Source organism: Cohnella sp. SGD-V74 (assembly GCF_003001675.1).
Taxonomy (GTDB): domain Bacteria; phylum Bacillota; class Bacilli; order Paenibacillales; family Paenibacillaceae; genus Cohnella.
Map to the genome: position 1 here is coordinate 66,851 of NZ_PVYW01000004.1, position 12,521 is coordinate 79,371.

Annotated in this window: 8 protein-coding genes; 7 read left to right on the forward strand and 1 reads right to left on the reverse strand. The window is 59.5% G+C overall.

Translation table 11 applies throughout. From position 1 onward, the window contains the following. Positions 1–99: 99 nt before the first annotated feature. The 5 genes from B0G52_RS07600 to rnr all read left to right on the forward strand — a co-directional run bounded on the left by B0G52_RS07600 (position 100) and on the right by rnr (position 9,111). Complete coding sequence (locus B0G52_RS07600; RefSeq protein ID WP_094042943.1) at positions 100–3,186, forward strand: S-layer homology domain-containing protein; 3,087 nt, start codon at positions 100–102, stop codon at positions 3,184–3,186. A gap of 191 nt (positions 3,187–3,377) precedes the next feature. After that, complete coding sequence (locus tag B0G52_RS07605; protein WP_094043292.1) at positions 3,378–4,502, forward strand: NAD(P)/FAD-dependent oxidoreductase; 1,125 nt, start codon at positions 3,378–3,380, stop codon at positions 4,500–4,502. A 94-nt stretch (positions 4,503–4,596) separates the two neighbouring features. Then, complete coding sequence (locus B0G52_RS07610) at positions 4,597–5,784, forward strand: GNAT family N-acetyltransferase (RefSeq protein WP_233162461.1); 1,188 nt, start codon at positions 4,597–4,599, stop codon at positions 5,782–5,784. A gap of 118 nt (positions 5,785–5,902) precedes the next feature. After that, positions 5,903–6,139 (forward strand): preprotein translocase subunit SecG, encoded by a 237-nt coding sequence (gene secG, locus B0G52_RS07615; protein ID WP_094042944.1) that lies wholly within the window; start codon positions 5,903–5,905, stop codon positions 6,137–6,139. A 134-nt stretch (positions 6,140–6,273) separates the two neighbouring features. After that, the gene (gene rnr / locus B0G52_RS07620; protein ID WP_198960611.1) at positions 6,274–9,111 is read left to right on the forward strand and encodes a ribonuclease R; all 2,838 of its coding nucleotides are present in this window, start codon (positions 6,274–6,276) and stop codon (positions 9,109–9,111) included. A 159-nt stretch (positions 9,112–9,270) separates the two neighbouring features. On the opposite strand, the gene B0G52_RS07625 is transcribed toward rnr, so the two are convergent. Continuing rightward, entirely contained in the window at positions 9,271–10,362 is a 1,092-nt protein-coding gene (locus B0G52_RS07625) for a M24 family metallopeptidase (RefSeq protein ID WP_094042946.1), read from the reverse strand. A gap of 136 nt (positions 10,363–10,498) precedes the next feature. Between B0G52_RS07625 and B0G52_RS07630 the strand changes: the two genes are divergently transcribed. Together B0G52_RS07630 and pyrB are read left to right on the forward strand one after the other, a co-directional pair. After that, the gene (locus tag B0G52_RS07630; RefSeq protein WP_094042947.1) at positions 10,499–11,395 is read left to right on the forward strand and encodes a patatin-like phospholipase family protein; all 897 of its coding nucleotides are present in this window, start codon (positions 10,499–10,501) and stop codon (positions 11,393–11,395) included. A 190-nt stretch (positions 11,396–11,585) separates the two neighbouring features. Beyond that, positions 11,586–12,521: an aspartate carbamoyltransferase gene (pyrB, locus tag B0G52_RS07635; protein WP_094042948.1), complete on the forward strand. Its 936-nt coding sequence runs from the start codon at positions 11,586–11,588 to the stop codon at positions 12,519–12,521.

Sequence of the window (12,521 nt, forward strand, 5' to 3'; positions counted from 1 at the left end):
CATTATTCATGTTTTTTCTGCACGTTTCTACTAGGTTTATCCGGTATTACCTGCTATGATACGACTGAAGCTAGACTAGATAGGGAGGAAATGTAACGTATGTTGAACAGCAGCCAAACTGACCTAAGAAGAAGGATCGCACTGCTCATGAGCTGCCTGCTGTTTCTAGGCTCTTTGCTCGCTATGGCCGCGGGAGACCGCCGGGCCGCCGCCGCTTCAGCCCCGTATGTTCCGCTGCCGGAGCCGCCTGCGGGTTACACGGGGCCATTGACCTGGATGGATTATACGCCCCCGGGAAGCCCCATCGGGCTAGGAGAGCGGTACATGCCTCGTTACTTGGACGTGGATGGAAACGGAGATGTATATGTTACGGAGACAAACTGGACGCTGGGCGCTCCCGGCAGGGTAGCGCGAATTTCCGGCGACGGACTATCCGTCACAGACGTTACTTATAATGGTAATTTTACATATCCGATGGGCATTGCGGTCGATAAAGACGGGAACCTGTATGTGGCGGACAACACGCAGATCAACGGGTCCTCCGCTCCCAACGCCGTTAGAATCATGAAGCTTCCGTACGGGGACGACGAATGGGATAACATTACGTACGGCGAATCGTTTGCTTACGGCTTCGGCGTTGCTGCGGATCCGCAAGGAAACGTGTATGTGGTCGACGGAAAAAATGGCAGCGCGCCATTCTCGCCGCGCATTATGAAGCTGGACGAGGACAAGGACGAGACCCCGGAGTGGGAGGATATTACCGGGGCGCCGTCGGTGTTTTCGTACCCCGTAGACATTGCGGCGGACGGGGCGGGAAATTTGTATGTCAGCCAGTCGCCTGAAACTGGAAGCCAGCAATCGCGCATGTTCAAGCTGCCGGTGGATGGCGGCTCGTGGACGGACATCTCGCCTGCGACCGCGGGGCCTGGATTTTTCGCCTCTGGTGTCAGTGTTGACAAGTACGACAACGTGTATTGGATCAGCTTATCCAACTCGCAGACGATGAAACTGGGTTACGGGGGAGGTTCCGAAGATTGGACGGAGATTGAATTGCTGACCGCGCCGTCTTCTCCCGTCCTGCGTTATGACGTTGCTGTCGACGGCGATAGAAACGTGTATAGTACGAGTCTTTCGAGCTACAACGTCAGCAAGCTAATGGCTTCCATCATCTACGACGGCAATGTCCCGAACGGCGGGGCCGTTCCCGTTGACCCTGTCGGCTACGAGGCGGGAGAGACGGCCTATGCGTCCGGCAACACGGGCAATTTGACGAAGACGGGCCATGCGTTCGGGGGTTGGAGCACCTCGGCCGGCGCGGGAGGCACGACATATCTTCCGGGCGATCCGATCGTGATGACGCAAAGCGTGAAGCTGTATGCGGTCTGGACGCCGATCCCGTCGTACACGGTTTCCTATCAGGCCGGGGAGGGCGGGACGATTGGCGGACCCGGCACCGAAACGGTGAGTGAAGGCGGATTCCCCGTCTCCGTCCCTGCAGTTACGCCAGACGAGGACTACACGTTCCTCGGCTGGAGCAGCGACGGCGGAGCAACGCTTCTAACGAGCGATCAACTGGCGGCAACCGCGATTAGGCGAAACGTGACGTACACGGCTTATTTCCAAGCGCCGGTTACGTTGACCGGTATCGCGCTGGACAGCGAAAATTATCGGCTAAGGGTGCGAGCAACGCACCAGACGGTGGTTGCCGCGGTTTATTCGGACCATAGCGAACGGACGATTACCTCGGGCGTCTCATTCTCTTCTAGCAATCCGGGAGTCGCCGACGTAGACGGAGCGGGGCTCGTAACGGCCAAGGCGGGCGGAACGGCCGTCATTACGGCCGAATATGGCAGCTTCCAGGCTCAGGCTGCCGTGAGCGTGTCCGCAGACACTGCCGCGGGATCGGGTGCATCCGGTCCACCGGCCCAGAACCCGGGAGCGGAAATCATTCTGGACGGGGTTAAGCAGGAGAAGCTGGCGACAGCCAAAGAAGAAACGGTGAACGGGAGAGTCGTCACAACGATCGTACTGGACAGCGAACAGGTCATCCGCAAACTGAATGCGGATAACAGCAAGCTGCTGACCATTCCGTTGCCCGGCGCACACGGCGACGTGGTCGGCCAGATGACGGGAAGTCTGGTCAAGGCGCTGGAGCGGAATGAGGCTGCGATACAGCTCGTCACCGGCACTGCGACGTACACGCTGCCGACGGCGCTCATTCAAATCGACCGCATCGCCGAACGGCTCGGAAGCGACGTTCAATTGGACAACATCGTGGTATCCATTCAAGTTTCCGAAGCTTCCGATGAGACATTGAGGCAGGCGAAGGAAGCTGCGGGACGTTATGGAGCGGAGCTGGCGGTGCGTCCGGTGAGCTTTACGGTATCTGCGTCCGACGGTTCGCGAACGGTGGAAGTCAGCCGGTTCAATAGTTACGTTGAACGGTCGATTACGCTGCCTGAAGGAACAGATCCAGACCAGATCACGACGGGCGTCATGCTTACGGAGGACGGCGAACTGCTCCATGTGCCGACCGTCGTCACCGAGCGGCAAGGTCAAGCGTACGCGCGCATGAACAGCTTGACCAACAGTACCTATTCGGTGATCTACAACCCTAGAGAAATGAGCGACGTCGCCAACCATTGGGCGAAAAAAGAAGTCAACGACATGGTTTCCCGGCTGATCGTTCCCGGCGTGACGGATACGCAATTTCGTCCTAACGCTCCGGTGTCGAGAGCGGAGTTCGCAGCGATCGTCACGCGCGCGCTCGGCATTCAGGAAGCGCCGTATGCAGGAGGCTTTGCCGATGTCCAAGCTGGAGACAGCTTTGCGGGAGCGGTGCAGGCCGCGATCGACTACGGACTGATCGGCGGATTCGGGAACGGCAAGTTCCTTCCGGATCGACTGATCAGCCGGCAAGAAGCGGCGGTGATTCTCGCGAAGGCGATGGAGGTCGCGAAGCTAAACATCGCGCTGTCCGCGGACGAAGCGGCACGATTGCTGTCCTCGTTCTCGGACGGCGGCGAAACGGCGAGTTGGGCGAGGAACGGCGTTGCGGCTGCGGTTCGCGCGAGCCTCATTGGAGGCCGAGGAGGGAAGCTTGACCCTGCGGCCAACGTGACCCGCGCGGAAACGGCCGTTCTCGTACGCCGGCTGCTGACGGCCGCCGAATTGATCAATCGGTAACGACATAAAATAAATCGATCGAATAGAAGCGGCCTTCGTTCTCGCAAGATGAGACGGAGGCCGCTTCCGTGCGTGCAGCCCGTACCGAAAATCGGCAGAAGCGCGACCGCCATGGACGCTCTTTCTTGAAGACGCATCGAACCCGGTGTAGTATGAAGGGACTGTCATCGGAAATCGAAAGGAACTTGAGCATGAGAACCTACATCGTCATCGGCGCCGGAATTCTCGGAGCGTCGACCGCATACCAGCTTGCCCGAAGCGGAGCCGACGTTGCCCTGATCGATCGCAAAGACGCTGGGCAGGCGACGGACGCCGCGGCGGGCATTATCTGTCCTTGGCTGTCGCAGCGGCGCAATCAGGCGTGGTATAGGCTGGCCAAGGCAGGCGCGCGCTATTATCCGGAATTGATCGAACAATTGCGGGAAGACGGAGAGACCGACACGGGGTACGCTCGAGTCGGGGCCCTTAGCATACATACGGATCCGGAGAAAATCGGCAAGATAGAGGAAAGGGCGCGTCTGCGTCGCGAGGAGGCGCCGGAGATCGGCGACATTGCGGTGCTGGACGAGTTGGAGACTCACAAGCTGTTCCCGTTGCTGGCGGAAGGGTGCCGCGCCGTTCGCATCGGCGGCGCCGCGAGGGTGGACGGCCGTGCGCTTCGCGATGCGCTCATCCGCGCTGCGGTTCGTCATGGAGCCGTTCTCGTCCGGGGAGACGCCGAGTTGATTTATGAGGGGACTCGCGTAAAGGGGGCGATTGCCGACGGGAAACGGTATTTGGCGGACGCCGTTATCGCGTGCGCCGGAGCGTGGGCAAGAGATCTGCTGCAGCCGCTGGGTCTCCGCTTTAACGTGAGCTTCCAGAAGGCTCAGATTATGCATCTTGAGCTGGAGGGCGATCAAGAAACCGACTCCTGGCCCGTCGTCATCCCGCCAAGCGATCAATATTTGCTCGCTTTCGAGCAGCGAAGGATCGTGATCGGGGCGACGCATGAGAACGGTGTCGAACGCAGCGATACGAGAATGACGGCAGGCGGCATGCAGGAAATTCTCAACAAAGGATTGGAAACGGCTCCAGGGCTGGCAGACGCCGCCTTCGTGGAGATGCGGACCGGGTTCCGCCCGTTTACTCCCGGATTTCTGCCTGTGATCGGCGCCGTGCCGGGATGGGAGGGGCTGCTCGCGGCCAATGGGCTCGGCGCGTCCGGGCTCACCGTTGGCCCTTATTTGGGAAGCCAATTGGCCAGACTGGCGCTTGGGCTGGAGACGGACATCGATTTGGGCGATTACGAGGTTGGGAAAGCGTTGCAGTCCTGAACGTCTGTCATTCCTCGCATGGAGGAGGGCGGTTTCGGATAAGGCTTCTTTTTGCTAGGATGAAGGGAGGCGTGATGACAAAGGAATGAGGTGGATGGAATTGGAGATTCGGCAACTGACGGAGCAGGACTACTATGAGAGGATGGCGCTGTCTCAGTTCGCGTTCCAGATGCGCTGGACGGAAGATCAGCTGGAGCAGCGAAAACGGACATACCTGCCCGAGCAGGACTGGGGCGTCTTCGACGGGGCGAATAAGCTGCTGTCCGCATTGACGCTGCTTCCGCTGGAAGTATGGGTCCAGGGGAAGAAGATGGCGATGGGCGGCGTGGCCGGCGTCGCGACATGGCCGGAGGCGAGAAGGCAGGGTTGCGTCGGCCGGCTGCTCTCTCATGCGCTGGAGACGATGAGAAACGAGGGGCAAAGCTTGAGCATGCTCCACCCGTTCTCTTTTCCGTTTTACAGGAGGTACGGGTACGAGCTGACGATCGAGCGCAAGAAGTATGCGATTCCGACCCGACTGCTGCCTTCCCGCAAGGAGACTCCGGGCGAGGTGAGAAGGATGGCGGAACCGGACGTCGCCGTTCTGGACGCGATCTATTCGGCTTACGCTTCCCGGTACAACGGGACGCTGGCGCGTTCGGCCGAGTGGTGGACGGAGCGGGCGCTGCGCAAAGAAGGGACGGCGGTCGTCTACTTCAACGAGGCGGGCTCTCCGGAAGGCTACGTGTTCTACGATTGCTTGGACAGCAAAATGACGGTGCACGAGATCGTCGCGTTGAGCGAAACGGCCAGGACGGCGCTCTGGACGTTCATAGCCAACCATGACTCGATGATCGGGGAGACGACGCTGTTCGCACCGATCGACGACGGATTTCCTTACCTGCTGGACGATCCCAGAATCGGGCAGGAGCTGCTTCCGTATTTCATGTCGCGGATCGTGGATGCGGAAGCATTCGCGAAGCAGTATGCCTGGGAACAGGGAACGGGCGAAGAGTCGGTGCTGCTGCGGCTGGAGGATCGGCATGCTCCTTGGAACGACGGAACGTTCCGGTTGTCGTGGAGCAAGGAAGGCGAAGGGACTTTGGAGCGTATTGATGGAGCAGAAGATTCCGAAGCGGACGTAATCGCCTGCGACATCCAGGCGCTGACAGCGATGCTGCTCGGAGAACGCAAGCCGACTTGGCTTGCATCGGTGGGCCGGGTTAGCGGCGCCGCGGAAAGCTTGAAGCGGCTGGAGCGGCGGATTCCGGAGAGAACGGCTTATTTGATGGATTTCTTCTGATTAATAAGCGTTCGTGTGTGTCCGATGGTTTGATATTTTTTGGAAGGTTGTCAACCGGGCGGAAGTTGTGATAAAATAAAAATACTGTTTTTGTAACGGGATTTAGGGGGTGTAAGCGATGGACGTCGTACTGAAAATTATCTTGGTCATCTTCTCGATCGGATTGATTGCGGTCGTTCTGCTGCAACGCGGGAAGAGCGCAGGCTTGTCGGGAGCGATCTCCGGGGGCGCTGAGCACTTGTTCGGAAAGCAGAAGGCTCGCGGAATCGATCTGTTCCTGCAGCGTCTGACGATCGGCTTGGCGGTTGGTTTCTTCATCCTTTCTTTGGTGGTTGCTTATTTCGTCAAGAACTAACGCGGGATAAGATCAGGCAGGGGGCGAGAGCTTCCTGCCTTTTTTGCATAGATGGCGCGCAGGAGGGAGATTCGTCCGATTGCCGAAGCCGCAATGTGTGTATACTATAATTGGACGAGGTGATTCGGATGCCGCTGTGCACGGAGCAGGAGCTGCTCGATTTTATGCGGGAGACCGCCTATAAACCATTAACGTACAAAGAGTTGGAGAAACATTTCGGCATCGAGGATGCGGAGGAGTTCAAGGAATTTCTGCGTCTTCTGACCGGGTTGGAGCAGGAGGGCAAGGTGCTGCTGACGCGCTCGAACCGTTACGGCGTTCCGGAACGGATGAATTTGCTGCGCGGGCGCATTCAAACCCATCCCAAAGGCTTCGCTTTTCTGATCCCCGAAGACAAGGAGCACCCCGACTTGTACATTCATGCCAATGACATGAAGGGGACGATGAACGGGGATATCGTGCTGGCGCGGGTGTCCGCGAAGAACGAGAACGGCAAGCTGGAAGGCGAGATCGTCCGCATCGTCAAGCGGGCGGTGACGCAGGTCGTCGGCCTGTTCCACAATCACGAGAGCTTCGGTTTCGTGGTGCCGGACGACAAGCGGATTACGAAGGATATTTTCATCCGGGCGGAAAATTTCATGGGAGCGGTGACCGGGCAGAAGGTTGTCGTGAACATCGTTACATACCCGGAAGGCCGCACGGCCGCGGAAGGCGAAATTATCGAGATTCTCGGCCATAAGGACGATCCGGGCGTGGATATTCTGAGCATTATCCGCAAGCACGGATTGCCCGAGGGCTTCCCTGGCGACGTGCTGGCCGAGGCGGAAGCCGCGCCGGATACGATTACGGAAGAGGAGATCGCGCAGCAGGGACGCCGCGATCTGCGAAACAAGGTCATCGTGACGATCGACGGCGAAGACGCCAAAGATCTGGACGACGCGGTGAACGTGGAACGGCTGCCGAACGGCAATCTGCTGCTCGGCGTTCATATCGCCGACGTCAGCTACTACGTGCGCGAGAAGTCCAAGCTGGACGAGGAAGCCTACAACCGGGGCTGCAGCGTCTATCTGGTCGATCGCGTCATTCCGATGCTGCCGCACCGGCTGTCGAACGGAATCTGCTCGCTTAATCCGCAGGTGGACCGGCTGACGATGTCGTGCGAGATGGAGTTCGAGCCGGGCACGATGAAGCGGGTCCGTTACGACCTGTTTACGAGCGTCATTCGCACGACGGAGAGAATGACGTATACGAACGTGCGGAAAATTTTGAACGACGAAGATCCGGAAGTGGCTGAGCGGTATTCGAGCCTTGTCGATACGTTTAAGCTGATGAAGGAGATGGCTTTGGGCCTGCGGTCGATGCGGATGCGCCGCGGCGCGATCGACTTCGATTTTCAGGAATCGAAGGTCATTGTCGACGAGCAAGGCAAACCGGTCGATATCGTCAAGCGCGAGCGGTCGATTGCCGAACAGATTATCGAAGAGTTCATGCTGGCGGCTAACGAGACGGTTGCGGAGCATTTTCACTGGCTGAAGGTGCCGTTCGTCTACCGGATTCACGAGGAGCCGACCAACGAGAAGCTGCTGACGTTCATGCAGTTCGCGAGCAACTTCGGCTACGCGGTGCGCGGCAAGGGAAATACGGTGCATCCAAGAGCGCTGCAGACGCTGCTGGAGGAAATTCGCGGCTCGAAGGAAGAGACGGTGCTCAGCACGATGCTGCTGAGATCGATGAAGCAGGCCAAGTACGAAGCGGAGAGTCTGGGTCACTTCGGGCTCGCGGCGGACTATTATACTCACTTCACGTCGCCGATTCGCCGTTACCCCGATCTCATCGTGCACCGCGTCATGCGCGAGGTGCTGGAGAACGACGGGGCTCTGCCGGAGAATCGCTATGATTCGCTGAACGCAAGGATGCCGGATATTGCCTCGCAATCGTCCGATCGGGAGCGCACGGCGGTTGACGCCGAGCGGGACACGGAGAAGCTGAAGAAGGCCGAGTATATGCTGGACAAGATCGGCGAGGAGTTCCCCGGCATCATCAGCGGCGTCACAAGCTTCGGCATGTTCATCGAGCTGGAAAATACGGTCGAAGGACTTATTCGTCTCAGCGATATGACGGACGACTATTACCACTTCCATGAGCTTCATATGGCGCTGATCGGGGAACGGTCGTCGAAGATTTACCGGATTGGCGACGAGGTCGAGATTCGCGTTGCCCGGGTGAACATGAACGAGCACACGATCGATTTCGAACTGGTCAACATGAAGCCGCGGAGCGCGGAGCGCGTCAGCTTCGTCGACGCGCGCGGCGGGCCGGGGACTGGGCCTGGGCGCAACGCCGCGCGCAAGCGCAAGAAGCTGAACGCCGCGGGCCGCTGGGTCGGCATTGGCGGCGGTGGCGGCTCGGGCTCCGGCGAGCGGAGCGGGCGCGGAGGTTCGGGCGGAGGCCGCGGGGGCGCAGGCTCGGGACGCGAGGAGCGCAACGACCGCCGCAAGGAGCGCGGTGCAGGACGCGGCGAAGCGGTGCCGGTCGAGCTGGACGGCGGCTTCTACAACAGCGTCGTCTCCGGCGGCGGGAAGCGGAAGAAGAAGCCGCGCGGCGAGGCGGAGAGCGTGAGCGCGCCGTTGCCCGCTGAAGCGCCGAAGCCCGTCCGGGTCGACGCTGAGGGTGGAAGCGGCGGCGCTCGAGAGAGCGACAAAGCGGCCAGAGGCAAGCGGCGCGGACCGGGGCTCGATATGTGGGGGCTGCCGCGTTCGGGCAACTACAAGACGATCGATGACGAGGCTGATGGCGGCAAGTCTTACGGCAAGCGCAAAGGCCGCGGGGACAGCGGCTCCAGGGGAGCGGGCAAACCGTCCAGGCCGTCCAAGCCTCTCGTCAAGCCGGATGCCGCGGTTCCGCAACAACAACAGCAGCAGGCCGGGGGCGGAGAGAAGAAGCCTCGGAAGCGCAAGAAAAAGAAAGAATAAAAAGAACCTTCCGGACAGGGCGTTGGATTGCCCTTCCGGAAGGTTTTTTTTGCTTTCCTATCCTGCGGAATGACCTCAAGCCCGCCGAAAGGGCTTATCTCACTCATTCCCGTGCAGGTCCACCGAATAAGCTCGTCCCACGGGCTCAACTCCGTCTAGTCAGCCGCCGATAGTTACAAACGTCTTGGGAAACGTTGTCAGCACTTCGACGCCGCCGGCGGTGACGAGCACGTCGTCCTCGATGCGGACGCCTCCGACGCCCGGGACGTAAACGCCGGGCTCGACGGTGAACGTCATGCCCTCGATAGCCGCGTCTTCGTTCTTCCCATGTATCGAAGGATATTCGTGTACGTCCATGCCGAGGCCGTGACCGAGCCGATGATTGAAGTACGGCCCGTATCCGGCTGCGGCGATTGTGTCCCGGGCGGCGCGGTCGAGGCTGCCGAGCGATACGCCGGGACGGATCGCTTCAATCGCCCGAAGGTTGCCTTGCAGCACGGCGTCGTAGATACGGCGCAGTTCATCCGACACTTCCCCGACCGCGAATGTGCGCGTGATGTCCGAGGCGTACCCGTCGGCATATACGCCGAGGTCGAACAAGATAAGCTCGCCTTCGGCGACCTTCCTCTCGTCAGGGGAGCCGTGCGGCAGCGCCGTTTTCGGACCCGTCAGCACCATTGTGTCGAAGGAAGGGCCGTCCGCCCCCAGCTTCTTCATTCGATACTCGAGTTCGGCGACGAGCTCGATTTCCGTTACGCCGGGCTTGACGAGGGAGACGCCTGCCCGGAGCACGTCCTCGACAAGGCGGACTGCGCGCTTCATGCGCTCGACCTCCTCCGGTATTTTCACCGCTCGCATCTCTCTTAACGGCAGACCGATGTCCACGTAACTTGAAGCTGACGCAACCGCGGAGACGGCTTCGAAGCGATTGACGTTGAGGTCGTCCTTTTCCACGCCTAATGCCGCCATGCCGGAAGGAAGAAGCCGTCCGAGAATCTCATATGCGTTGTCCGTATCCTGGTGCGTATGAATGCTCGCGACGGAGGAGGCCGCCTGGGCAGCTTCGTAATCGAGGGCGGGCACGAGCAGGCGAGCTTCTTCGCCTCTGGGCAGAACGAGCGCCAGCAGCCTTTCGTGAGGGTTGGTCGCAAAGCCGGTTAAGTAGTAAACGTGTTTCGGAGAGGTGATCAGCATCGCGTCAAGGCTGTGCCGGTCCATATAAGTTTGAAGTTGCCGTATTCGATCCGTCATGTGCAATCAACCGCCTTTCGTCTCTTCATTGTAGCGAATCGGAATGGTGCGTTCCAGTGGCCGAGCAGTTCGTTTGCATGCGTGAGGGATAGATGCTAGTGTGAAAGAATACGTGAAAACGCGGGGAGGAGCCGTCATGGAGAAGATCGGATTGGTGTTGGAGGGCGGCGGCATGCGCACGGCGTATACGGCCGGGGTACTGGAATATTTTGCGGAACGAGAGCTTTACTTGCCTTATACGATCGGAGTGTCGGCGGGTGCGTGCATCGCAGCGAGCTATCTGTCCAGACAGCGGGGGCGCAATAAAGTCGTCAACATCGATTGGGTGTCGGATCCGCGGTACTTGTCCTGGAAAAATTGGGTGAAGAACCGGCAGCTGTTCGGCATGGACTTTATTTTCGACGAAATTCCGAACTCCCTCGTTCCGTTCGACTTCGATACGTTCGCCGCGAGCTCGGAGGAGCTCGTCGTGGGGATGACGGATTGCGCGACCGGGGAGACGGTCTATCGGTACAAGAACGCTCCGGGCTTCGACGCTTTGAGGGCGCTGCGGGCGTCGAGCTCGCTGCCGTTTATCGCGCCGATCGTCGAATACGACGGACGTCCGATGCTGGACGGAGGGATCTCCGATCCGATTCCGCTGCGCCAGGCGGAACGCGACGGCTGCGTCCGCAACATTCTTGTGTTGACGAGAAACGAGGGCTACCGGAAGTCTCCGAATCGTTTTCCATGGCTGGTGCGGGCTTCATATGGGAAATATCCCGATTTCGTAAAGACGATGCTGAGGAGACACGAGGTGTACAACGAAACGTTGAGCTACATCGACAGGCAGGAGCAGGAAGGCGCGGCATTCGTCATTCGGCCCAGCGTCCCTCTCGAGGTCGGGCGAATGGAGCGGAACCCGGCGAAGCTGCAGGCGTTGTACGATCGAGGCTGGGAGGACGCAAAGGCGCTTCTGCCTTCTCTTCGGGAATGGATGGCTCGGACGGATGGGGAAAATTCGAGTGCCCCGAAGGAAGGGATACGGTTTTAAGCGGCGGATCGCCGTGGGAGCGTTGCGAAGGAAAGTGGAGTTGAGCTTCGGGCATCGGGCGGGTTGCCGAGCATTGCGGGCAGAGTGGGCTTGGGCGTGGGTTGGGCGGATTACCGATTTACAATCGTCCTCGGATCTTATACGATAATACTTGGTGTGCATGGACAGGTCCGGGGGAGGATGACAATAGATGAAACAGTTGTACCACGTGCTTGGAGCGAAGCAATTCGAAAGAAACGAGCTCGAGCAGTTGTTCGACGCGGCATTGGATATGGAAAAGGTCGTCGCCCGCGGCGGGGACCGGCGCCATGAGGGACGGATCATGACGACGCTGTTCTTCGAGGCCAGTACGAGAACGAGGCTGTCGTTCGAATCGGCAATGCATCGGCTGGGCGGAGGCGTGATCGGAACGGAGAACGCGGCCCAGTTCTCGTCCGCGATCAAGGGAGAGACGCTGGAAGACACGATCCGCATCGTCAGCGGATACAGCGACGTGATCGTCATGCGGCATACGGAGATCGGCGCGGCCAAGCGCGCGGCGAAAGTCGCTTCGATCCCGGTCATCAACGCCGGGGACGGAGCGGGGGAGCACCCGACGCAAGCGCTGCTCGACGCGTACACGATTCGCAAGGAGTTCGGCAAAATCGACGGCGTCAAGATCGCGATGGTCGGGGATCTCGCATACGGCCGGACAGTCCACTCGCTCAGCTACATGCTGGCGAACTACGACGACGTTAGGGTGTACTACATCTCTCCGGACAACGTGCGGATTCCGGACAACGTCAAGAGATATATGGAAGAGAAGGGCGTGCGCTACGAGGAGACGAACGATCTGAACTCGGTGGCCGGCTCGATCGACGTGCTGTACCAGACGAGAATTCAGAAGGAGCGCTTCCCCTCGGCCGAAGAGTACGAGAAAGCGTCCGGCCAATATATCGTGGACGCCGAGCTGATGTCTCGGATGAGCAAGCATGCGATCGTGCTGCACCCGCTGCCGCGCGCGGGAGAGATTACCGAGGAAGTCGACGACGATCCTCGCGCTGCGTACTTCCGTCAAGCCGTCAACGGCTTGTACATTCGGATGGCTCTAGTGGATAAGTGTATCGTGGAGTCCAAGCGGAGTTAA

Coding starts and splice junctions, on each gene's coding strand:
- B0G52_RS07625 (WP_094042946.1), bottom strand. CDS start 10,362: ATGACGGATCGAATACGGCAACTTCAAACTTATATGGACCGGCACAGC.
- B0G52_RS07605 (WP_094043292.1), top strand. CDS start 3,378: ATGAGAACCTACATCGTCATCGGCGCCGGAATTCTCGGAGCGTCGACC.
- secG (WP_094042944.1), top strand. CDS start 5,903: ATGGACGTCGTACTGAAAATTATCTTGGTCATCTTCTCGATCGGATTG.
- pyrB (WP_094042948.1), top strand. CDS start 11,586: ATGAAACAGTTGTACCACGTGCTTGGAGCGAAGCAATTCGAAAGAAAC.
- B0G52_RS07630 (WP_094042947.1), top strand. CDS start 10,499: ATGGAGAAGATCGGATTGGTGTTGGAGGGCGGCGGCATGCGCACGGCG.
- B0G52_RS07610 (WP_233162461.1), top strand. CDS start 4,597: ATGGAATTGGAGATTCGGCAACTGACGGAGCAGGACTACTATGAGAGG.
- B0G52_RS07600 (WP_094042943.1), top strand. CDS start 100: ATGTTGAACAGCAGCCAAACTGACCTAAGAAGAAGGATCGCACTGCTC.